This is a genomic window from Flavisolibacter nicotianae (assembly GCF_003628535.1).
Classification (GTDB): domain Bacteria; phylum Bacteroidota; class Bacteroidia; order Chitinophagales; family Chitinophagaceae; genus Flavisolibacter; species Flavisolibacter nicotianae.
The window spans coordinates 81,071-103,308 of the sequence record NZ_RBCI01000003.1; the positions used below are offsets into that span (position 1 = coordinate 81,071).

General features: G+C 50.0%; 25 protein-coding genes. 15 read left to right on the plus strand and 10 right to left on the minus strand.

The genetic code is table 11. From position 1 onward, the window contains the following. Window positions 1-3 precede the first annotated feature (3 nt). Window positions 4-603 carry a GTP cyclohydrolase I FolE gene (folE, locus tag D6024_RS08750; RefSeq protein ID WP_121354242.1) on the plus strand — a complete coding sequence of 200 codons (600 nt, stop codon included), beginning with the start codon at window positions 4-6 and terminating at the stop codon, window positions 601-603. On the opposite strand, the gene D6024_RS08755 is transcribed toward folE, so the two are convergent. Further along, a complete protein-coding gene (locus tag D6024_RS08755) occupies window positions 600-1,142 on the minus strand; it encodes a Uma2 family endonuclease (protein ID WP_121354243.1) in 543 nt (180 codons plus the stop codon). The two genes, folE and D6024_RS08755, sit on opposite strands and share 4 nt — an antisense overlap. Before the next feature lie 54 nt (window positions 1,143-1,196). Here D6024_RS08755 and fabD point away from each other — a divergent pair, with 54 nt between their 5' ends. Together fabD and D6024_RS08765 are read left to right on the plus strand one after the other, a co-directional pair. Further along, a complete protein-coding gene (gene fabD / locus D6024_RS08760; RefSeq protein ID WP_121354768.1) occupies window positions 1,197-2,087 on the plus strand; it encodes an ACP S-malonyltransferase in 891 nt (296 codons plus the stop codon). Window positions 2,088-2,216: 129 nt separating this feature from the next. Next, on the plus strand, window positions 2,217-2,384 hold the full coding sequence (locus tag D6024_RS08765; RefSeq protein ID WP_121354769.1) for a phosphatidate cytidylyltransferase: 168 nt from the start codon (window positions 2,217-2,219) through the stop codon (window positions 2,382-2,384). Between the two features lie 247 nt (window positions 2,385-2,631). Here D6024_RS08765 and D6024_RS08770 read toward each other — a convergent pair whose 3' ends face one another. The 3 genes from D6024_RS08770 to D6024_RS08780 all read right to left on the minus strand — a co-directional run bounded on the left by D6024_RS08770 (window position 2,632) and on the right by D6024_RS08780 (window position 9,377). Continuing rightward, window positions 2,632-6,957, minus strand: a complete 4,326-nt coding sequence (locus tag D6024_RS08770) for a PKD domain-containing protein (protein ID WP_121354244.1) — start codon at window positions 6,955-6,957, stop codon at window positions 2,632-2,634. Between the two features lie 94 nt (window positions 6,958-7,051). Continuing rightward, on the minus strand, window positions 7,052-8,551 hold the full coding sequence (locus D6024_RS08775; protein WP_121354245.1) for a carboxypeptidase M32: 1,500 nt from the start codon (window positions 8,549-8,551) through the stop codon (window positions 7,052-7,054). A gap of 70 nt (window positions 8,552-8,621) precedes the next feature. Continuing rightward, entirely contained in the window at window positions 8,622-9,377 is a 756-nt protein-coding gene (locus tag D6024_RS08780; RefSeq protein ID WP_121354246.1) for a polysaccharide deacetylase family protein, read from the minus strand. A 108-nt stretch (window positions 9,378-9,485) separates the two neighbouring features. Here D6024_RS08780 and D6024_RS08785 point away from each other — a divergent pair, with 108 nt between their 5' ends. From D6024_RS08785 to D6024_RS08800, 4 genes are all read left to right on the plus strand, one after another. Beyond that, the gene (locus D6024_RS08785; protein ID WP_121354247.1) at window positions 9,486-10,583 is read left to right on the plus strand and encodes a Nif3-like dinuclear metal center hexameric protein; all 1,098 of its coding nucleotides are present in this window, start codon (window positions 9,486-9,488) and stop codon (window positions 10,581-10,583) included. Between the two features lie 212 nt (window positions 10,584-10,795). Beyond that, entirely contained in the window at window positions 10,796-11,551 is a 756-nt protein-coding gene (locus D6024_RS08790; protein WP_121354248.1) for a zinc ribbon domain-containing protein, read from the plus strand. Window positions 11,552-11,642: 91 nt separating this feature from the next. Further along, entirely contained in the window at window positions 11,643-13,301 is a 1,659-nt protein-coding gene (recN, locus tag D6024_RS08795) for a DNA repair protein RecN (RefSeq protein ID WP_121354249.1), read from the plus strand. A gap of 245 nt (window positions 13,302-13,546) precedes the next feature. Further along, window positions 13,547-13,852 carry a hypothetical protein gene (locus D6024_RS08800; RefSeq protein ID WP_121354250.1) on the plus strand — a complete coding sequence of 102 codons (306 nt, stop codon included), beginning with the start codon at window positions 13,547-13,549 and terminating at the stop codon, window positions 13,850-13,852. 184 nt (window positions 13,853-14,036) lie between these two features. On the opposite strand, the gene D6024_RS08805 is transcribed toward D6024_RS08800, so the two are convergent. Beyond that, window positions 14,037-14,522, minus strand: coding sequence for an SRPBCC domain-containing protein (locus D6024_RS08805; RefSeq protein ID WP_121354251.1), 486 nt, complete (start codon window positions 14,520-14,522; stop codon window positions 14,037-14,039). A gap of 236 nt (window positions 14,523-14,758) precedes the next feature. Here D6024_RS08805 and D6024_RS08810 point away from each other — a divergent pair, with 236 nt between their 5' ends. The 3 genes from D6024_RS08810 to D6024_RS08820 all read left to right on the plus strand — a co-directional run bounded on the left by D6024_RS08810 (window position 14,759) and on the right by D6024_RS08820 (window position 16,341). Further along, complete coding sequence (locus D6024_RS08810; protein WP_121354252.1) at window positions 14,759-15,754, plus strand: MBL fold metallo-hydrolase; 996 nt, start codon at window positions 14,759-14,761, stop codon at window positions 15,752-15,754. 95 nt (window positions 15,755-15,849) lie between these two features. Further along, complete coding sequence (locus tag D6024_RS08815; protein WP_121354253.1) at window positions 15,850-16,104, plus strand: hypothetical protein; 255 nt, start codon at window positions 15,850-15,852, stop codon at window positions 16,102-16,104. Window positions 16,105-16,131: 27 nt separating this feature from the next. Beyond that, complete coding sequence (locus tag D6024_RS08820) at window positions 16,132-16,341, plus strand: hypothetical protein (protein ID WP_162944643.1); 210 nt, start codon at window positions 16,132-16,134, stop codon at window positions 16,339-16,341. 54 nt (window positions 16,342-16,395) lie between these two features. On the opposite strand, the gene D6024_RS08825 is transcribed toward D6024_RS08820, so the two are convergent. Next, complete coding sequence (locus D6024_RS08825; protein ID WP_121354255.1) at window positions 16,396-16,677, minus strand: hypothetical protein; 282 nt, start codon at window positions 16,675-16,677, stop codon at window positions 16,396-16,398. 97 nt (window positions 16,678-16,774) lie between these two features. Here D6024_RS08825 and D6024_RS08830 point away from each other — a divergent pair, with 97 nt between their 5' ends. Beyond that, on the plus strand, window positions 16,775-17,308 hold the full coding sequence (locus tag D6024_RS08830; protein ID WP_121354256.1) for a hypothetical protein: 534 nt from the start codon (window positions 16,775-16,777) through the stop codon (window positions 17,306-17,308). Window positions 17,309-17,450: 142 nt separating this feature from the next. Here D6024_RS08830 and D6024_RS08835 read toward each other — a convergent pair whose 3' ends face one another. After that, window positions 17,451-18,383: a YihY/virulence factor BrkB family protein gene (locus D6024_RS08835; protein ID WP_121354257.1), complete on the minus strand. Its 933-nt coding sequence runs from the start codon at window positions 18,381-18,383 to the stop codon at window positions 17,451-17,453. A 75-nt stretch (window positions 18,384-18,458) separates the two neighbouring features. Between D6024_RS08835 and D6024_RS08840 the strand changes: the two genes are divergently transcribed. Next, on the plus strand, window positions 18,459-18,749 hold the full coding sequence (locus tag D6024_RS08840) for an HNH endonuclease (protein ID WP_121354258.1): 291 nt from the start codon (window positions 18,459-18,461) through the stop codon (window positions 18,747-18,749). Here the strand turns inward: D6024_RS08840 and D6024_RS08845 are convergent, their stop codons facing one another. Further along, window positions 18,750-19,613, minus strand: a complete 864-nt coding sequence (locus D6024_RS08845; RefSeq protein ID WP_121354259.1) for a hypothetical protein — start codon at window positions 19,611-19,613, stop codon at window positions 18,750-18,752. 84 nt (window positions 19,614-19,697) lie between these two features. Between D6024_RS08845 and D6024_RS08850 the strand changes: the two genes are divergently transcribed. The 3 genes from D6024_RS08850 to D6024_RS08855 all read left to right on the plus strand — a co-directional run bounded on the left by D6024_RS08850 (window position 19,698) and on the right by D6024_RS08855 (window position 20,538). Further along, window positions 19,698-19,916, plus strand: coding sequence for a hypothetical protein (locus D6024_RS08850; RefSeq protein ID WP_121354260.1), 219 nt, complete (start codon window positions 19,698-19,700; stop codon window positions 19,914-19,916). 177 nt (window positions 19,917-20,093) lie between these two features. After that, window positions 20,094-20,261, plus strand: coding sequence for a hypothetical protein (locus D6024_RS26630; protein WP_162944644.1), 168 nt, complete (start codon window positions 20,094-20,096; stop codon window positions 20,259-20,261). A 34-nt stretch (window positions 20,262-20,295) separates the two neighbouring features. Then, window positions 20,296-20,538, plus strand: coding sequence for a hypothetical protein (locus tag D6024_RS08855; RefSeq protein WP_121354261.1), 243 nt, complete (start codon window positions 20,296-20,298; stop codon window positions 20,536-20,538). An 84-nt stretch (window positions 20,539-20,622) separates the two neighbouring features. On the opposite strand, the gene D6024_RS08860 is transcribed toward D6024_RS08855, so the two are convergent. Both D6024_RS08860 and D6024_RS08865 read right to left on the minus strand, forming a co-directional pair. Then, window positions 20,623-20,880, minus strand: coding sequence for a hypothetical protein (locus D6024_RS08860; RefSeq protein WP_121354262.1), 258 nt, complete (start codon window positions 20,878-20,880; stop codon window positions 20,623-20,625). A 230-nt stretch (window positions 20,881-21,110) separates the two neighbouring features. Next, window positions 21,111-22,223: an NAD(P)/FAD-dependent oxidoreductase gene (locus tag D6024_RS08865; protein WP_121354263.1), complete on the minus strand. Its 1,113-nt coding sequence runs from the start codon at window positions 22,221-22,223 to the stop codon at window positions 21,111-21,113. Between the last annotated feature and the right edge of the window lie 15 nt (window positions 22,224-22,238).

The following is a 22,238-nucleotide window of genomic DNA, read 5'->3' on the forward strand; positions in this document are numbered from 1 at the left end:
CTGATGGCTTACCGTAAAATCGATCAATACGACGATCAGATAACCCAACAACTTTCAGACTGTTACAAAACAATCATTACATCCGCCGGTGAAGATGCCGAAAGGGAGGGCTTGCTGAAAACACCGGAACGTGCTGCCAAGGCGTTTCAGTTTGCCACGCAGGGCTATGGACAAAATGCAGTGGAGATTCTGAATTCGGCCCGTTTCAAAGAAGATATCAGCGAAATGGTGATTGTCAAGGACATTGAACTCTACTCGATGTGCGAACACCACCTGCACCCGTTTTATGGTAAGGCGCACGTGGCCTACATTCCCAACGGCTACATTACAGGCCTGAGCAAAATTGCCCGGGTAGTGGATGTGTATGCCCGCAGGCTGCAGGTACAGGAACGACTCACGACGCAAATTCTGGCAGCCATCAAGGAAAGTCTCAATCCTCTTGGTGTGGCTGTGGTGATCGAGGCCAAGCACCTGTGCATGATGGTTCGCGGTGTGCAAAAGCAAAACTCTGTAACCACCACCTCTTCCTACGACGGTGAGTTCCTGCACAACCACATCACTCGCAATGAATTTTTAAAACTGATTGCGGCCGACCTGAGTTAAGAAAGCAAATCCTGAATGGAGAAATTGACAATGCAATCGTTGGCGAGTGTGAAAGTATTCAGGTCTTTTACTTCCTGAAAACTGTTGTCCTTTAGTTGGAAAGTTTCCACATCTTTCTTGCCAATATCTGCAATGAGATAATACCGCACACCATAAGCCTGGTAAAGGTTAAATTTGGTGTTGCGGTCTTTTAAGATAGTAGAGGGAGAAAGAATTTCTAAAATCAGTGAAGGGGGATTTGTTACGAAATTTCCTTTGATCTCTTCAGAAACAACCATTACATCGGGACGTACAACCGTGTCGTCACTGACAATCCAGTCTGTTTCATATAAAACGTCACAAGTACAGGCTCCTGCTTTTTTAGTTAATGCATTTGAAAAGGCGGTTACAAACCGGCTTCCGAAACGTTGGTGCTGCCAGGTTGGTGCAGGATTCATGGCATACGGAATGCCCCTGATCAATTCCCAGTCGCCTTCCCACTTTTCGTAATCTTTGTAGGTGTAGTGAGGGTAATCATGTATGGTCAGATCAAAACTCATCCCCGGTCCTCAAATTTAGGGCGGTTTCTGCTTTGTAGCTTACTTTTGCGGCTTATGAAGAATGCATTTGTATTTCCGGGACAAGGTGCGCAGTACCCGGGAATGGGGAAATCGTATTACGACAACAGCAGTTTTGCCAAGCGAATTTTTGAACAAGCCAATGAATTGTTGGGTTTCCGGATTTCGGATGTGATGTTCAACGGAACTGAGGAAGACCTGAAGCAGACAAGAATTACGCAGCCTGCCATTTTTCTCCACTCCATTATTGCATTCCGCAGCATAGATGCCGGCCGGCCGGATATGGTTGCCGGACATTCTCTCGGTGAGTTTACCGCCCTTGTTGCCAATGGCACGTTGAGTTTTGAAAGCGGGCTTCAACTGGTAACGCTGCGGGCCCAGGCCATGCAGAAAGCCTGCGAACTCAATCCCTCTACCATGGCGGCCGTGCTGGGCCTTTCCGACGAAAAGGTCGAAGAAATTTGCGCCCAGGTTTCGCAGGAGAGTGGCGAGGTGGTGGTGCCTGCCAATTACAATTGCCCGGGCCAGTTGGTGATTAGCGGTAGTCTTAAAGGCGTGGAAACTGCCTGTGAGCAGTTGCGTGCAGCCGGTGCCAAAAGAGCGCTTATTTTGCCGGTAGGCGGCGCTTTTCATTCGCCATTGATGGAGCCGGCCAGGCAGGATTTACAGGAAGCCATTGAAGCGACCACTTTCCATGCACCGGCCTGCCCGGTGTACCAAAATGTAGTCGCCAAGGGCGTTATCGATCGCGATGAAATCAAGCAGAATTTAATCAACCAGCTTACCGGTGCCGTGAAATGGACGCAGTGCGTACAGGCTATGATTGCAGACGGTGCCAATAAATTCATTGAAGCGGGTCCCGGAAAGGTCTTGCAGGGACTTATCGCCAAGATTGACAAATCGGTTCAAACCGAAGGTGTTAGCTAGGCCAATAAGCAGTAAACAAAAAGCAATGGGCAAGGAGCGTAGGCGTAAACTTGCCCATTGCTTTTTGTTTACTACCAACTGAAAACGATCGGCAAAGCTTTTGCATACTTTCCACAAAAACAGAGACGTATGAAAAAGCTTTCAAGTATTTGGCTTTGTGCTTTTGCATTGGCAATGACCTTTTCGTCCTGCGAAGTGGTGGGCGGAATTTTCAAGGCAGGCTTCTGGACCGCTATTATCCTGATCGTCCTGGTCATTGTAATTATCCTTTGGTTGGTAAACCGGGGCCGCAGTTAAACCTGCTCCTTTTTTATTGCTGCTCCTTTCAATGACCTCTGTCATTGTTGGGCGCAGCATTTTGTTTGCAAACGTTTCACCTGTGCACACATGTGAAACGAGCACCTGGTATTACTTTTCCTGTGGTTCTCTTTTTTGTAAAAATATTTTGCGATTGATATAGCAGTGTTACTTGCTACAAGGCCGCTCTCCCTATTGCCTGTCCCAACAACACTGTTCACGGTCCGAAACTGGGAGAATAAGTCTCTTAGCGAATCAATGTAATGCTGCCATCCACACGAATGGTCTCGCTGTTATCACAAAATATATCCAACTGGTAAACATATGTATCAGGAGAAAGCCTGCGTCCTTGATACGTGCCGTCCCATCCCTTGCTGGCATCGTTGGCCACAAAATTCTGCCGCTCAAAAATAATCTCGCCCAGGCGGTTAAAGATCCGGAGGCTTTTGACACGGGCCAGCCCGGAGCCACGCACATAAAACACATCGTTACTGCCGTCCCCGTTTGGTGAGAAGGTGTTGGGCACAAACACATTGGCATTTTTACACAACACGATCACCTGAATGCTGGCCTCGTTCCGACAGCCATTGCTGTCTGTTGCCACCACTTTGTAAACGGTATTGAAATTAGGTTTTGCGATGGGCTGCGGACAATCGGTGCAACTGAGTCCTGTGACCGGTGACCAGCTATAGCTGACGACATTGGGCGAATAGGTCACCGGTTGAATTTGAATCGGTGTTCCGACCAGCGACGTCAGCGTAGCCGGCGCTGTGATGACCGGCAACGGGTTCACGTGGATGTCTTTACTTGCCGAGTCCACACAGCCGCTGCTGTTTACCGCAATCGCTTCAATGCTGAAATCACCGGCGGTGGTGTATTGCTGAATTGGCGGCAGCATTACCGAGGACGTGTTCCCATTCGGGAATTGCCATAACCACTGCATGGCGGATGTGTCGCTGCGCAAATTAATACCACGGGCCAGCATCCATGAGTCGCGGCAAAACACCGAGTCGGCAATGATTGCGATAGACGGACTTTGAACGACTTTGATCGGCGTCTTCAGTGTAAAGGTGTCGCGGCACATTGATGATGTAATTGTCACCAGCGTTACAGGGAAGAGGCCAGCACGCGGGTAGAAATGCGAAGGGTTTTGTGTGGTTGCCGTTCCTCCGTCGCCAAAGTTCCAGTTGTACTGGGTGACCGGTTCGTTGCCCAACGTGGAGTCGATGATTTGGATCGTACCGCTGTCGCAAAACAGGAGTTTGTCTACCCCGAATTTGGCATTGGCGCCACGCACAAAAACGGTGTCGGTGCCGGTGTAAGGCAAAAGGCAATTGCCGGAGTCGGAGATGATAAGCCGCGGCACGAAGCTGCCAAATGTCTGGTAAAGGTGCGTGGTATCCTTCTGCTTTGTTGTAACAATACTGCCATCACCGAAATCCCAGGAATAGGTCATATTCGCCGGGCTTTGAATACTGGTACGGAGGAGGAGCGGCTTACAGGCGTCGAATGGTGTGTACGAAAATTTATGTACGCTGTCGGGGTAGACAACAATATTCTGTTTGGCTGTGTCCACACAGCCACCACGACCGGTCACAAGAAGCTTCACCACATAGCTTCCCGGTAAGGTGTACGTGAAAACAGGGTTGGCAACTGTGCTGACAGATGGACCGAACTGCCAAAGTGATGAGGTGTAAAAATTGGAGGTATTGGTAAACCGTACCTCGTAAGGAACGCATCCGCCAATGGAATCGGACACATTAAACGAAGCCGTTGTTTTGTGAATGTTGATGTATGCCGTTCGTGTCAGCGAATCAATACAGCCATTGCTGTCTTTTACGATCAACTGGATCGAATACGTGCCTGTATCCTTGTAGAGATGAACAGGCGCAGCGGCGTTTGACATTGTCCCATCGCCAAACGTCCAGGCCGTTGTGTGTGCCGCAGAATCACTGAGATCGTTAAAATGCACACTGCTGCCCAAACAGGTAAGCGTATCCGGCGAATCGAAATTCACTTTCGGGTCTGTGGTGATGACAGCATTGGGAAGGAAGACGCTGTCTTTGCATCCCTTGCTGTCGGTGACAGTTAATTGCACGGCAAATTTTCCTGTATCGGAATAAACGTGCTGAAAGCCGGTGGCGGTTTGGAAACGCTCGGTTTGGCCATCGCCGTACGACCACTCCCATTGTGTAACCGGGTGCAGGCCATCACCCACCGATTTATCGGTAAACTGCGCTTTGATTCCTTTGCAACCGGTGGTATTCAGGGCAATAAAATTTGCAATCGGTCCATTGATCCTGATGTAATTGACAGCAGTTGCCGTATCGGGACAGCCATAAATGTCCTTTGTAATCAATGTAGTGGTGAAATTGCCGGCCTTGTCGTACACGGCCTGCGGATTGGCATCACGGGACGTTTGCCCATTGCCAAAATCCCAATAATAGTCGCTAACCTTTGTGGGATCGGCAAGGATCGATGTATAGGAAATTGTAGCCGTTTTGCACGCCTCGCGTACATCCGCATTGAAATTTGTGCTGACATCAAATGCAAGGACCTGCACGGAATAAGAATTGGAGCAGGTGCCATTCGTGACGGTCAGGGTCGCAAGATAAGTTCCGTAGTCCTTGTATATGTGCTTCGGGTTTGAGGCGGTGGAGGAGGTGCCGTCGCCGAAGTCCCATTGCCAGGTTTGAGCTCCGATGGATGCATCGGTGAAGAGAAACTCATTTTTGCCTCCGCAGATTTTTTGTACAAAAAATTTGGGGATGGGCGGCTTCGACCGAAGGAAACTGTTCCGTGTCAGGGTTACCGGGCAGCCGTTGTTGGTAACAGTTAATTTAATCGTAAAGAGACCAGTATCGGCATAGGCATGTGTCGGGTTTTGCACATTGGACGTTTGGCCATCACCAAAGTCCCAGGCCCATGTGTCGCCCTCGTTCGTGATGCCGGTAAAGCTAACCGGTTGCAACGCACAAACAGGATTTGGAGCAACTGTAAAATCGATCACCGGTTTGCGTCCCACAACGATTGCATTGGGTAAAGTCAGAGAGTCGGTGCAACCGGTGCTGGTTGTCACTACCAGCGATACGGCATAATTCCCCTGTACCGGGTAGGTGTGGGTTGGCGTTGCCGCAGTAGATGTGGTGCCATCGCCAAAATTCCATAAATAGGAAGTGACCTTGTCAAGTGTTTGAACGTTGGCAGAAAAACCGGCCGTGTAGGGAATACAGCCTGCCTGCGGCAACGATGGAAAAGTTGTCACCGGTTTTTGCACCCGTACAAAGGCTTTTTTTCGCAATGTGTCGGTACAGCCCGAGCTGTTGGTTACCGCCAGCATCACATCAAAATCGCCGTATTGGTCGTAGGTGTGCGAAGGATTTTGACCGGTTGCGGCATTCCCGTCACCAAAGTCCCATGACCAACTGACAGCGTTGCTTGACGCATCGTTGAATTGAACGGTCAGCGGTGGTTTGCACTGGAATGTATTGGGCGACGTAAAAGCCGCTTTGGGCAAAGGCAGGGCCCTGATCACTTTGGAAAACGAGTCGGTGCAAAAACCGTAATTATTGTACAACCGTACGGTATACGAGCCGGTTTTAGAATAAGTCGTGCTGGCGTCGATCGTACTGGCGGTAGTGCCGTTTCCAAAATCCCACTGCGCACTGGCCGGTACCGGTGTTGACGTATTGGAAAAAGAGGCCGGCGATAAAATGCAAATGCTGTCGGGTGCGGCAAAACTGGTTGCAACACTTGGGATAGATATGAGGTCGGGTTTCGGCAGCGAAACTTTACAGCCGTTGGTACTGGTCACCGAAAGCGTTACCGTGTATTTGCCGGGAGCCGCATAGGTGTGTGTTACAGTGGTCTGATCTGATGTGGCACCGTCGCCGAAATCCCAGCTATAGGAAAGGTTCCCCGGTCCCGAACTGGTGTTGTTGAACGTAACCGGGAAAGGTGCTTTGCACCGGTCGATCGGCGTATTGGTAAAGTCAACATTGATGCCTGTGGGTATTTGTATGTACGAAGGCTTGGTAAACGTTGCGTAGCAACCCTTATCGTTCGTTACTTTTAGCGAAACGGTATACTGGCCCGCGGCCGTGTACGTGACCTGTGGCGACTGATCGGTTGCCTGGAGGCCGTTGCCAAAATCCCATTGCCAACTGACATTGCTGGTTCCGGCACTGGGCACAGACGCATCGGTAAACTGAACCGGCAGCGGAAAGCATCCGTTGGTAACATCGGCAGAAAAATCCACCTTGGGTTTGTCGTAGATCGTGATGTAACCCGATCGTGTCAGTGTATTGCTTCCACTGGCATTGGTGGCCGTGAGGGTAATGGTATACGTCCCGGGCTGAAAATACGTGGCCGAAGGATTCTGAAGGGTCGAGGTGTTGCCATTGCCAAAATCCCATTTCCAGGCAGTCGGTGTGCCGGTAGAAAGATCCTGAAAGGAAATCACGAGAGGTGCACAACCCGATACCGTCTGCGCCGAAAAATTCGCAGTCGGCGTTTGTCCGATAACAACGGTTGCAAGCAGCACAAAGAGTACAAGAAGGGAGTGTTTTTTCAAGTGTGTTTCTTTAGGGGCAACATGCCGGATTACCTACCGTATTTCTGGGTGGCGATGGGCACCCCGGACTTCGTCAAGCCAAGATAAAATGCTTTTATGAATAAATCGACATGTACTTTTCTGTGGCATAGGCCAAAAAATAGTCGGGGTTCAGGGGTTCGCCGGTTACTTCTTTGCATAAATCTTCACTGATGAAAAGCCGTCCCTTACTGTGTATTTTTTCCCGCAGCCAGGCCAGGAGTTCTTGGGTTTGACCTGTCGAAATTTGTTCATCCAGTCCCTTTATCGACTTCCGCACATGGGCAAAAAGCTGCGCGGCATAAAGACTTCCGAGACTGTAAGTAGGAAAATAACCAAAGCTGCCATGGCTCCAGTGAACGTCCTGCAAAGCGCCCTGCTTGTCGTCGGGAACATCCACATCCAGGAGTTGTTTGTACTGTTCGTTCCAGTAGTGCGGAATGTCTGCTGTGTGTAGCGATCCTTCCAGAAGACGCTTTTCCAACTCGTAGCGGATGGACACATGGAAATGATAGGAGATTTCATCGGCCTCGGTCCGGATGAGGGAAGGCTGTACTTTGTTGATGCCCTTGTAAAACCGGTCGAGGCTGACATCTTTGAATTGTTGTGGAAAATGGCGTTGCACAACCGGGTACCAGTGTTGCCAGAAGCCTTTGCTCCGGCCAACGTTGTTTTCCCATAAACGTGACTGTGATTCGTGAATGCTGAACGAACAGGCTTCGCCGAGCGGAAGCCCGTATTCGCCTGCTGGCAGGCCCTGCTCATACAAGGCGTGACCCAGTTCATGGATGCAACTCCAGGTCATGTTCCCAAAATCGTTTTCGTCGATGCGGGTGGTAATGCGCACATCTTCCGCACTAAAGCTGGTGGTAAACGGGTGCTCGCTTTTGTCTTGCCTTCCTGTTTCGAAATTAAAATGGAGCGCTTTCAACAACTCCATGCCCCAATCCCATTGCTGGCTGGCGGGGAAATGCTGGCGTAGAAACGAATCATCGACCTGTGGCCGGTGCAGAATTTTTTCGTACAAATCTTTCAACTGCGGCAGCAGGCCTCCAAAGGTTTTATCGAGCAAGGCAACGGTCGTGCCTTTTTCGTACTCGTTCAGCAAGGCATCGTAAGGGTGCTGCAAGTATCCCAGCACGCCGGCTTCTTCTTTTTTTAGTTTGACCAGCGCTTCCAGGTCGTCCTGGTAAATGGCGAAGCTGTTCTGTTTTCGTGCTTCGATCCAGGAATGAAAGGCCTTGTTCACGGCATCGGACAGGGCCCGCACAAGGGCTGGCGTGTATTTCTTGTTTTTGGTATAGTCTTCCAGCGTCAACGCCACATTGCGTTTTTGCACCGGGGACAGTTCGCTGTCCTGCGATAGTTCACGGAGCAAATCTCCCAGGCTGTCTTCACTGAAAAGCTGGTGCGACAACTCGGCCAGGGTGCTGATCTGCTGTCCGCGAAAACGGGCACTTTTCGGGGGCAGGTAGGTTTCCTGGTCCCATTGCAAGACAGCGCTGGCATAGCGAACATCGGCGATGCGCTGCATTTTTTCCCGGTAGGCGGAATAGCGTTGTTCGGAAGTTGGCATGGTCAAAAGTTTACAAACAAAAGGCTGAAGCAGAGAATGCTTGCTTCATACAAAAAAACGTGCCGCTTGTTTACCTGGCAATCTGGTTGATGGTAACGAAGGAAATGTTGCGTTCTGCAGCAGCGCGGCTGAGTAAGAGCAATCGTTCTTTACTGATCTGGAGATGCAGCGATGGTTTATTGATCTGGTGGGCCACTAAAACCAGGCAGTCGTTGTGTTCCCGTGCTTTGTCCATCAGGGAAAGAATCCGATCGTCTTTCAGGCGGGAGTTATTGTCGATATTGGCGCCGTACAGCACTTTGCGGGTACCGGATTCTTTTACCAGGCTTTTGTAATAATCCTGGTGGTTGGAAAGTGCCCGGACGGAATTGAAACGGCGCAGCAGGCAATTGTCCAGTTGGTTGGAATGACTGCCGTAGGGGTAGGCAAAGTTTGTAATGGTATAACCGTCGCGTTTCAGCAAAGACAGATCAGAGATGATCTCTTTAAATTCCGTTTGGGCCAGGCCATCTTTGTTAACCTCTTTTACAAGGTCGGGATGCGTAGCCGTGTGGTAGGCGATTTCGTGGCCATGACTTTCAATGGTTTTCAACCGGTGTTTTTGTTCGGTCGTGAACGTATGGTAAGCGCTCACATAAAAGGTTGCCTTGATTTTTAACGAGTCAAGAAGTTCCAGGTTCTCAAACCAGTTGTCGACCGACGCATCGTCGAAGGTAATGGCAACCTGGCCGCTTGGCAGATTGCCGTGCGGGACATCTTTAAAACAGGCTTGCTGAAAAACAGCAACAAAGCAAAGCAGTAAGAAAAAGAGTAAACTCTTTTGCATGCAAATACGTTTTCGGTTCGTTATTGAAACGCCTTCCGGCGACTGGCCTGATTTGCAGGTTAAAGGTGATTAGGAATTTTCCCATCGGAAAATGGTTACTTTGGCTTCATGAAAATTGGTGAACTCCTCTCCGCCATCGAAATCTTTGCTGCTCCGGAATTACAAGAGGATTATGATAATGCTGGTCTTCTAACAGGAAACAAGGATTCTGAATGTACCGGCGTCCTTTGTACGCTGGACGTCACGGTGGCGGTTCTTCATGAGGCTCTGCAATATAAGTGTAATTTGGTTGTGGCGCATCACCCGGTTATTTTCAAAGGGCTCAAGCGATTAAATGGCCGTAATTACGTGGAGCAGGTGGTGATCATGGCCATCAAAAACGACATTGCCATTTATGCGGCGCACACTAACCTGGATAACGTGGTGCTGGGAGTCAGCAACACCATCGCCAGCAAACTGGGACTGCAAAACACCACCGTTCTTCAACCCAAAAGCAAGGTCCTTCGCCGCCTCATAACGTTTGCACCAACCGATAAGGCAGAAGCCGTACGCAACGCCGTTTTCGAAGCGGGAGCAGGGCACATCGGTAACTATTCGGAGTGCAGTTTTAACAGCCAGGGCACCGGCACGTTCAAAGCCGGAAAGGGCGCCGATCCCTACGTGGGCGAAATCGGCAGGCGGCACGAGGAACAGGAAACCAAGGTTGAAATCGTCTACCCGTTTTACCTGGAGAAACAGGTGGTAAAGACCCTGCTTGCCAGCCATCCTTACGAAGAAGTGGCCTACGATATCTTTACGATGGAAAATGCCCATTACGGTATCGGGTCGGGTATAATCGGCGAGTTGCCGGCCGGCATGGCAGAAGAATCGTTTTTGAAAATGTTAAAAGATCGCTTTCATTTACCCGCCGTGCGGCATACCCCCCTGCGGGGAAGGCCAGTGAAAAAAGTTGCCGTCTGCGGGGGCGCCGGCAGTTTCCTGATCAAAACCGCTCTCTCAAATGGGGCCGACATTTATATTAGTGCTGATATCAAGTACCACGAATTTTTCGACGCCGAAGGCCGCATGGTCATTGCCGACATCGGTCACTACGAAAGCGAGCAGTTTGCCGTGGATCTGTTGCGTGACCTGCTTGTGGAAAAATTCCCTACTTTTGCCGTCCTTAAAACCAGCGTGAATACCAACCCCGTGCAGTTTTTTACGTGAGACGGGAAAGGGCGAACGTGAGATGGGATGGGGTGAAGGGGCGCTGCTGAACAGGAGTACTGGATGTACAAGGGTGCGACGCAACGAAACCGATAGTAGTACAGTCGCTGGTTACAAAAAGAAAAAGGTAAAACCGAAAAGTATAAAGTAAACGTTTCGGGTGTTTGGGCTAAACAACTCCAAACCCCAAACTCCAAACCCCAAACAGTTATATGGCAACCGTAAAAGAATATTCTGTTGAAGAAAAATTATCGTCACTGGTAAGACTTCAAAAAGTAGAATCCAAGCTGGATGAAATCCGCATTCTGAAAGGTGAACTTCCGATGGAGGTGGCCGACCTGGAAGACGAGATCCAGGGGCTGCATGCCCGCCAGTTGCGCATTGAAGAAGAAATCAATGGCATCACGGAATTTATTAACCAGAAGAAAAATGCCATCAAAGATGCGCAGGAGCTGATCGCGAAATACGAGAAGCAAAGCGAGAACGTAAAGAATAACCGCGAGTTTGAAGCCATCAACAAGGAAATTGAGATGCAGCACCTCGAGGTGAAGCTTTGTGAAAAGCACATCAAGGACGCCAACGAGGAAATCGCCGAGAAGGCCGTTTCGCTGGAAAAAGCCAAAAAAGCGATTGCCAACAAGGAAGGCGTTCTGAATTCGAAAAAGGGCGAACTGGAAAAGATCATTTCCACCACCGAAAAAGAAGAAAAAGAACTGGGTAAAAAGGCTGAAGAAGCCCGCAGCCACGTCGACAGCCGCCTGTTGGCTTCGTACGAAAAAATCCGCTCCAGCTACCGCAATGGCCTGGCCGTTGTGCCGGTAGAGCGGGATGCCTGTGGTGGTTGCTTCAATTACATTCCGCCGCAAAAGCAAAGCGAGATCAAGCAGCGCAAGAAAGTGATGATCTGCGAAAACTGCGGCCGCATCCTGGTGGATAGCGAACTGAATGATGCCATTGAGGTCCAATAAATTAGACTCATAATTTTTAAGAAAAGCTTTCCTGCAAACGGAAGGCTTTTTTGTTTTGGGAAATGGGAAATGGAGTAATTTGTCCCGGATTATGCTGAGCCGATTATCCATACAGAACTACGCAATTATTGACCGTCTTGAGATCGACTTTTCTGCACGGTTGAACGTGATCACCGGGGAAACCGGTGCGGGAAAATCTATTCTTTTGGGTGCATTGGGACTTATCCTGGGACAACGGGCCGAAAGCAATGTGCTGTTGAACAAAGAAAAGAAGTGCGTGGTCGAAGGCTGTTTCAAAGAAGAAGCGGCGGACGGTCACGTGGTTGCTTTCCTCAAAGAAAATGAGCTGGATCTGGCCGATGAACTAACCGTTCGGCGGGAGATTGCAGCCAGTGGAAAATCCCGGGCTTTTATCAACGACACACCAGTCAATCTTTCGCAATTAAATGCGCTGAGCAGTTTGCTGGTTGATCTGCACCAGCAGTTCGATACACTGGAACTCGGCGAAAGCGATTTCCAGCGGGAAGTGCTGGACGCACTGGCGGGAAATTTTTCATTGCTTTCCACCTACCAGCAAGTCTATTCACAATCGCAGGCGGCCCGTAAAGCGTGGGAGCAGCTGAAGGAACAAAAAGCACAGTTTGAAAAAGAGGCCGACTACCACCAGTTCCAGTTTACTGAATTGGAGGATGCAGGATTCCGTGAAAACGAACTGGAAGACCTGGACGTAGAGCTGAAAATGCTTGCCAATGCCGAGGGCATCAAAACGGCCCTGAGCAAAGCCTACTATGAAATGGCCGAAAGCGAAGAGCCGATTGTGCGCCAACTGAAAAGCATGCTGGGAAGCCTTCAGCATTTTGCCGAATTGCATCCCGATCTCCCGGCTATCTCGCAACGCCTGCAATCGGCATACATCGAACTGCAGGACATTGCCGACGAGATCGACCGCATCAACGGGCATATCGGGTCGGATGCGCAGCGTCTCGACTTTATCAACGAGCGTCTTTCAATCGGCTACCGCCTGCTGAAAAAACACGGCGTGTCTGCGACCAATGAGTTGATCGAAATCCGCAACAACCTGAACGAAAAATTGCAGGCTGTGCTCAACATCGATGAATCCATTGTGGCAGCAGAAAAAAGATACAACGACTTGATCCACGAAGCCGACGTGCTGGCGGCAAAGATCTCCGCGGCCCGCTCTGCACAGGTAAAGCCATTGGAAACAAAAGTGAACAAGATGCTGGCGCAGGTAGGCATGCCCAATGCCCGGTTGAAAGCAGATATCCGTAAAGTGGCGCTCAATCAGACCGGCTTCGATGACGTGGTGTTTCTCTTCGACGCCAATAAAAGCAACCAGTTTCAGCCCCTGCGCAAGGTGGCCAGCGGCGGGGAACTAAGCCGCTTGATGCTGTGCATAAAATCGCTGGTGGCTACATCCATGAACATGCCTACGCTGATCTTCGACGAAATCGATACGGGTATTTCCGGTGAAGCCGCCAAACAGGTGGGCATCATTATGAAAGAACTGGCCCTTGCCCGCCAGGTTATCTGCATCACGCACCAGCCACAGATCGCCGGCAAAGCAGATGCACATTATCTCGTGTACAAATCGCTGAAGGAAGAAAGGGTGACGACCGGTGTTCGCCTCCTCGATACCGATGAACGCATTGTGGCCATTGCCAAAATGATGAGCGGTGAAAAGCCCACAGCCGCTGCCCTGGAGAATGCAAAAGAGATGGTGATGAATTAAGTGAGGTTTGAAAAAGCCAATCGAACAAGAATAAACCCGGATAGAATGAAAAGCGAAGACGCCGAAAGCGCCCCGTTTTCATAGAAAAGATTGACAGATGATGAAAGCCGGCTCCGAAGGAGCTCGGTATCCTGCACAAAACGGCCATTCCCATAACCTTGCTCATTTCAAGGCGCCCCTGCTGAAACGCTCTCTGGTACAATTTTTCCTGTGATGAATAGGGTCCAGTTATCGAACCTGTGTTCATGAAAAAGCCGGCGGTCGATCCTCACTTGCTGCAATTATTGGTTAGCATCTATAACGAGTCTATCCAAACCTTTTACCATTTCCCTGAAGTGATTCTTTGTGGTTCTCATCACCTGGAGGCGGCTGACCTGGCATTGTTGCTTGCCCAGGGATTTGTTGTTTCGTCCGGCTATGATTCATTCGGAAAAAACTACCGCCTTTCACGCAAGGGAGAAGCCTTCCTGTTTCATGCATTGTTTCCCCGCCGGGCAAAGCCTGTTCGGCATCACCCCGCTTCGCAATACCGCTTTCCGTTTGTGTCGTAAACAAAACTGTTGAAGAACTGATTGCAAGAACTGGCATAACTTTTTTTGGATTGTGAAAAAATGGATTTGTTATGCCCAATTGGTTAAGAGCTTTGATAGCAGGTTACGGAGCAAAAAAGTTAGGTGGCGGTTGTTTGAGCACCATCATCATTTTTGTTTTGATCTACTGGATGCTGGGACATTGCTAGGCGTGCTCCGATCCGGCGTCCGGCATTTGCGATGGATCGAAAGCGCCTTTGCGCAGGTTGATCCCGTATTCGAGGAAGGCTTTCAGACAGGCCAGGAAATTAGCCCAGCCTTCGGTGTTGCTTTTCAGCCATCGAAGGCTGGCTTCCGATAAAGTTTTTTCGCCTTCGGTAACAACGACAAACGTGGTGTTTTCGTCAACCGCCTTTAGTCGCATATCCACGATTGTTTCACTGCCGTCTTCCGTGCTCCAGGCAAAGGAAACCTGCCTGCCCGGTTCCGCGGCAATGACCCTGATGGGAAAACTCATCGCCATTTCGGGAAAGCTCCACTGCAAAACAGCGCCGGCTTCCATGCGGCCGCTGCTTTTGGAAATAAAATAGTTCGACATTTTTTCAGGGTCAACGATAGCTTCGAAAACCTCGCCGGCTGGCTTTGCCACCCGGAGGCCGGTTTTGATCTGTAACGGAGTTTGCGGATTCATCTGCCAGGATTTTGACGAAGATATTTCATACCCATCTGCTTTTCGGTTGCAAAGTTTTGTTCGATGGCGGATGAAGGAGGAAAGAGGAAAGTAGGAAGGGCGCTGTGTTTTCGCTGCGGAGATTCTTTCATTTTGATGACGGTTGGGTGTCAATTTCGCCGGCAGGGTTTCTCCGATGAAAGATGGATTGAAACCCGTTTTGAACAAAACACGAGAGATCGGGGTTAGCTTTGGATATGCAGGTGACTGACCATTTCAACGGAAAGATTTTTTTGAACCCGGTACCGACAGAAGTGATGGGCAAAGGCGCGATCTGGCGCCTGCTGGGCAAGGCGTTTCAGAAGCACCCGCATCGTGAGCCAGCCAAATCACCCGGGCCCTTTTCGGTAGATCATGATGCATTGCGTACCATCCCGGATTCTGCGTTACGGGTTACCTGGCTGGGGCACTCGAGCCTGCTGATAGACGTCGATGGAAAACGCTTTCTGACCGATCCGCTCTGGTACCAGCGAGCATCGCCATTTCGCTATCTTGGGCCTCGCCGCTTTTTCCCGAACCCGCTTTCCCTTGAGGCACTTCCGCACATTGATGCCGTTTTGCTGTCGCACGATCATTACGATCACCTGGACAGGAAGAGTATCCTGCATCTCACGCAAAAAAATATCCCGGTGATCACAATGCTGGGCGTCGGAAAGCGCCTGCTTCAGTGGGGGATTTCGCCGGGCCTGGTAACCGAACTGGATTGGTGGGATGCCGTTCCCTTTGGCGGGGAGCATACGATCACCGCGGCACCGGCCCGTCACTTTTCGGGCCGTGGCCTTACCGACAGGTTCTCCACCTTGTGGGGATCCTTTGCGATCAAAGGGCCCCTGCATCGTGTCTTTTATGGAGCAGATTCGGGATACTTTAACGGCTTTGTCACCATTGGCGAAAACCTGGGCCCGTTTGACCTGGCGCTTCTCGAGATCGGGGCGTATAACGAAGAGTGGGAAGCCATTCACATGGGTCCTGAAAATGCCGTGCAGGCAGCACTCGACCTGAAGGCCGCGCAACTTATGCCAATTCACTGGGGAACATTCAACCTTGCCATGCACCCCTGGACCGAACCGGTGGAGCGGTTACTGGACGCAGCAGCGAAAAAAGATGTATCGCTGGTGCTTCCCGCACCCGGCGATACCACGCCCATCACCGGCAATTCGCACAACAGCGGGTGGTGGAAAAAATACCACTAGGCGCTGCGCTTCCTGTTTTGCGTTTATAATGGATTGGCACATTCCCTTCAACAAAACCCGCTTGGGTATGCTCCTTGTTGTCAGTAAAAAAAACGATGGCAGCAGCAGCAAAAAAAACGACTTCGAAACGCAAGGCCGGTGTGAAAAGAACCGCAACAAAACGCGGCGCGACAAAGAAAAGCACTTCCAAAAGCCTGGCTAAAAAGAACAAACTGGGCGTGAAAAATTCGTTGGTGAACAATATCAATGCCCACAAGGAAAAAGGCGATTCGAAAAGCCGGAAAAAATCAACTGTCAGCAAAAAAGCTTATCAAAAGATGGAACAAAATTGGGGGAGAGATAAGGCGTAGTCCTATTTGTTCAACAAAAGCATGGAAATGGAAAACGATCAAAAGAAACGACCGGAAAATCCGGAACAAGATGCGGCCCGCGAACAAAATCCAACATTGCACGAGCCCGGCGCAAAGGTGGCCGATTACGGAAATGTAACGGGTGGTTCTGCCAGTGAAGATGCAGAGCAGCATAAGAGTGGCAAGCCGCAGGACAATTCCCGCTCGGCGAACAACGACACGATGGGTAATCCCTAAGTCGAAAGACGTATTGAAAATTCACCATTTTCAATACGTCTTCTTTTTAAAAGTTTATTCTGTGGGATTGTTCATCACCTGTTGAGCAATTTGCTTTTTTAGGTTTTTTTCTTCGGTATCGCCGGAAGAAGTAATGTCGTAAAGCGGCAAAATCGTCGCGGTAGGGTTGTGCAGAATGGTGAAGTGTTCACCACAAATCTTCGTCAATTCAGGGTCATCGATAAAAATCGAATAAACGTTGAGAAACGGAACCGGCGTCATACTGGTATCGATCGTTTCTACCTTGTAGCGAACCACGTGGCCTTTTCCGTTGTAGGGAACCTTGATTTCCTTCATGTCATCTCTTTTCGCTATCGCTGAAAATTTTATACCGCAGCCCCTTGCGTGCAAACTGGCAGTTCATTTGCGACAGCTGTTATGGAGGAAAATGAATATGAAGCAGAAGTTATTGTTGGCAGCTTTCCTGGTAATTGGAATTGTCGTCAGTTCTGCGGCCCAGACAACGGCTGTAAAAAAGCAGGCGAAACAAAAAACAGCGAAACAGGGTCAAGCAAAAGCGGTAACGGGAAAAACGAAATATGCCGCTAACAACAGTTCAACGGTGGTGCTTCGTTCCGTTTCGGAAAACAATGCATATGCGCCGGCAACGCGACCTTTTACCATCACGGATCCAACCATTACGACCCTGAATCAGCAGGCTAACGGAGCCGCCGCGGGTAGTTCGAGGATTGCAGGCATGCCCAAAGGGACCTATGGTTTTGCCAATGGAAAACTTTTTTTACGTCCCACTACCGCCAATTCATCAGGTACGGTTTCCGGTAGTGGCGCCGTCGGAACCGGCACCACGATCATCGGCGTTGGCACAAGCGAAAACTCGCCGGGTGTCAATGGCAAGAACCCCAATGCCGGCACCTGGTTGTGGGGCGACCGGTTGGCAACACGGCCTACAACGACGAAGCAGCATTGATGGGACGAACAATTTTGCAGGAGGTGGTACATGCCAGCAGAACGGTTTGCCGTCCGTATTGATGGCTTTTCCGCCACGTTTTGCGAGGCCTGGCGTCTGTAGAAAATGGTAAAACGATTTTGGAAGTTTCTCTTCGTGCCGTTCAGGCAGTTTCATTCACTTCCTGCAGTTTGTAATGGGTGGCATAGGAGCGGGGATTGATAGGAACACGTAGGTGATCGGCCCAGACGCGAGTAAATGCCGCGCCAAAATACAAGATCAGGGATGAGTAAAACACAAACAACAGAAGCAGTACCGCACCGGCTGAAGCCCCGTACAACGAGTTCAGGTTGCTGTTTACCAAAAGAACCCGCAGGATGTATTTTCCCAGGTTAAAAAGCACGCTGGTCACAAAAGCGCCGGTGAAGGCGATGCGCCAGGGCGCACGGGCATCGGGTAACAACCGAAAGAGTATGGCAAACCAAAGCGTGACAAATGCCACCGAAAGCAGATAATTCAATACGCCGATAAACTGGTGCGCAAACTGGGGGCTGACGTTGGTGATGGTGTGATCGAGGTAGGCTTTCGCTCCTTCCGCCAGGATACTCAAAACAAAAAGGAATGCCGTTCCAACAATGATCAAAACCGACTGCAGCCGGGTTTTGAGGTTTTGCAGGAAGCTTTCTTCCCGAAGCGGCTTGATGCGCCAAAGCTGGTTGATGGAGGATTTGATCACCATCAGCAAGGTTGTTGATACCAGAAACAGAAACAGGATACCAGCCACCGTAATCAGCTTGTTGTTCGCCAGCTGCCTGAATGCCCGCAACACATTCACAACCTGCTGCATCGCTTCGTTGCCCAATACACCTGCCAACGTGCCGTAAAGCTGGTGCCGGACTATAGTGACATCGTAAAACAGCCCCAGAAGCTGGGAAAGAATGATCAGGATGAATGGCAGCGCAAAAGACGTGAAGAAAGCTGTGGCGCCAGCCATGCGCAAAGGGTCGTTGTTGGATAAGTTCCGGAAGGCCTTTTTAATCAAAGAAAAAACCACAGGCACAAAGGAAAGCATTTCCAGTGACAGTACTTCCTTCATTTCGGATCGGGCGAAAACGCAGCGGCAGCGCTGCAAGGGCTATGCAAAGGGTACATTTCTTGAAACGGAAAAAGCATGCAGACCGGAGATGTTGAATTCTGTCCTCTTTGCGGGCGAAGGCTGGCGAAGCCTTATAATCGTCACCACCTGTTGCCGCTGAGCAAGGGTGGTCGCGGTACGGCCACAATCCTGCTTCACAAAATCTGCCACGACAAGATACACGCCGTGTTTACCGAGATGGAACTGAAACGGCATTTCTATACCATCGAACGACTGCGGCAGCATAAAGAAATCGCGGCCTTTTTAAATTGGATCCAGAAAAAAGAGCCGGAATACTACGACCGGTCCGTTCGCCGGAAACGCTGATCATTGCACTGTTTTGCGAAAGTCGTCCATCTTTCTCTTGTCTCCCGAGGCAACCACCGCCAGCCATACGTTGATCTTTGCGGCCGCCTTGGTGGCGGGGTACTTGGCCAGGAGATAGTCGTATGCTTTTTTGAATTCGTCGTTTAGCCTCGTACCGTTGTCGTCAATGGCCGGGGAGTTGTCTGCTCCGTTGATGAGGGCATTGGTATAAAAGCGGTTTAGCCGCACAGCATCTGCAGCAAATGACCGCGGAAGTGGCGCGGAAAGAAGTTGTTCGCTCAGCACAAGGCGGTCAACCAGCTCGGGCATTTCGATGGCGAGCCCGGCATCCAAAAATGTCGGTGTCGAATCCTCTTTTGCCACTAGGTCCAGGTAGTTGTCGACCGGCCGTGTTGTTTTGGCTTTGATAACAGGCAGGATTGTTTCGTACAAAGGCAAGAAGTATACACCGCCTTCGCCGTCGCCGGCCATTTTTAGTTTCTTTTTGTGCAGGTCGCTCAAAAAAGCTTTTTGCTTTTCGGTAAGGTTTGTTCTTGCCGGGTCGAGCATGGCAAAATAGTCGGCACTGTCCGTTTGCAACCGGTCATTTTGGGTTTTTACCACGTCCTGTATCAGCGAAACTACAGCAGCGGCTGCACTGTCGGCGCCGGTACTGTCGTTTGGTGCACGCATGTCATAGAGATGAACGGCACTGTCAATTGCTGTTGGCAAAGCCTTGTTGAGCTTTTGCAAGGTGTCGGTAAAGGCAGCCAGGGTAAGCGTGTCAGTTTTGGCCGGCGCTGTGTTTGCGTGTTTGGGCGTTGTGTCTCCTGTAGCGCAGCCAAGCAGTGCACAGAAAAAAAAGCTGAAAAGGAATGGTTTCATTGGTCAATTGTATGGAGATACAAAATAAGGCAAATTGAATTGGCATAATTCTTTCGCCTGTTCTTCTGCGGCAAAACAAAAAAAATGACAGACGAAAAAGACCTGAATACAAGCAATCGGCAAAATATGGAGAACGAAAGCAAGCGGGTAAGTGAACGAGTAGAAACCAGTGGGGATCCTGCGATTGAACGGGACGGCGGCGGTAATGTTGTTAGCATTGCGGATCAGCAGGAAGGTAGCATGAACAACGGCGAGTGCGGGGGCAATTTAACGAGTGAAGAGCAAGGTGGAAATTCCTTTTGAGAGAAGTTTTGTGTGCCGGTTTATGGCGAAGGCAACGGTAAAAAACAACAGTTGCGGGATGTTCGTTTCATCGGCAGAAAGACGAAGTGAATGCTGTTCTTCTTTTGCGGCCTCTTAATGACCGGTAAGACTGACGGGAAGTGACTTTTACCAGCATTAAAATTCAAACGATAAAAAATGGAAAAGCAGGAAAACAAATTGCAGGAGCAACAGGCGCCACTTAAAAATAGTGACAGGACCTTTGTGCAGGTTGGGCATAACGGAGAGCCGGTCATTCCAAGGGAAGAGCCAAAAAAGGACGACGCGACTGAGCAGCGGGATGACCTGTCGCAAACCGGCCGCTAAGGCCTGTAGTTCTGTCCTTTTTAAAAATTTCGTTATGGAGAAAAACAAATGGGAGCCAGACAAGCGAGAGGGAAATCCCGATAAGGCCTACAGGGATGAATTAGCCGGGAAAGGCAGCTCTTTAACTGACACGCCATCGGAAAGCGATGCCCGTGACAGAGCAAAAATGGAAAAAGCACGCGGTGGGCAGGGCCAGAAAATAGACGGCGTTCATCCGGATGAATTACAGGATGACGATGGTGAAAGCATACGGCGGGAAACGCTGGAAAATAAATGAGTAAAGCAGCAAGCAACTTTTCGGTGTGCGACAATGAATAGCCGCTTTTCGCTTTCCAGCACCGCACACCAAAGGGTTGAACGTTTACTGCAATTGTCCTTTCAGGAAACTTTCGATTGCACTGCAGGGAACAAGGAAAGGTTTATCCGTAATCGTAATGTTGAGGGTTTGCCCTGCAATGGTATAGTTGCCCGTAATCTTATTGCCAAAGACCGACACGTCGAAATCACCGCTGTTGGTGTCGCCGTCAAAATTACCTCCCTGGCTTTGCACGGCCGTTCTTGCTTTGGCAAGAATCGGTTCCGGCGCACCGGAAAACGGGATCGAAAATTCACACGCCATAAATTGTTTTTACAATGTTAAGGAATGGATTCGTGTAACGAAAGGCAAGTTGCGCATCTGCGATTTACCTGTCATGTCCACTTATCTCCTGTAGCAAATGCTGGTAAGCAATGGCAAGGATAGTGCCATGCATTCGCGATTGCCGGCAATGCATTTACCCGGTCAGAACCGGGAATATGGCTAAAGTCCCTATTGAAAAAAAAGAGCCGACCATTCTTTTGGACAAACGCTTACTTGGAAAGGATCCTGCTGAAGCGATGAACGTCTGCCTCTGGTGCAATTGGAAAATCATAGACTATATGCTGGGCCAACTGGTGAGCAAAAAAAGGGGCCAGCGATGCACCCTTGGTGCCCATGCCGTTGAGGATGCCGATGTTTGGGAACTGCGGATGGAAACCAACGAAAGGTCTTCTTTCCAGCGTTGCAGGTCGCACGGCTGCTTTATGATCCACGATTTTGAAAGGAAGCTTCAGCCATTGCGACAAGAGCTGGCTGGCGGTTTGGTAAAAAGTCGGTGAGGGTTTATCGTCTTCAAATTCCCACTGGTAATTCGAGCCCAGCCAAAACAGTCCTTCACTCGCAAGGGGGACTAGTAACATTCCCCTTTTGTAGATATGTTGGCGGTCGAGGGAATCACATTCCAGGATCAACGCTTCTCCTTTATTGGAGGAGAAGGGCAGGAGCGAGAACCATGGGTTGGAAGTGCCGCCAGTTCCTTCACAAAACACGATTTTCCGGGCAACAATATCATGGTAGTGAACTGCATCGTCCTCGTGCTGCACATCTTCCGGCCTGAACTGCTCAGTTCTGAGCTGCCCTCTTTGTTTTAGTTTTTCCTGCCATTGCGAAAGAAGCACCTGCAGGTGCAGGGTAAAAGCAGGGCCGATCTCTCCGCAGCCAAAGTCATACTGGAAAATGGGATTGAAATGGTTTTGATCAGGGTATGCGTACAGGTAAGTGTCGTTCTCCGTCAGGCGCTCGATAAATGTGTTGCGCATTTGCGGCGTGGGAAAAAAATCAATGATGCTTTTTTTGTACAGGAGGGGCGTTCCCAATTCTTCAGCAATAGTAGCGTATGTCACCCCGGCAAAATCCATCAATTCATCCGCCATCCAGGACGTCGTGTAGCGCCGCCCCGTAACGGGATTGATCACGCCGGCTGCCACTTTCGACGAGCTGTTTTCCAGGCCGGCATCTACCACAAGAACTGACTTGCCTTCGCGGTGCAAAAACCATGAAAGAAGCGTGCCGCAGATTCCTTGCCCAACGATGAGTACATCCACTTGCATGGCGCGAAGGTAGTTGCAGAAATACTCCAAAATGGGTACAAAGATTCGCTGCAAAAGGAGTAATTTGCC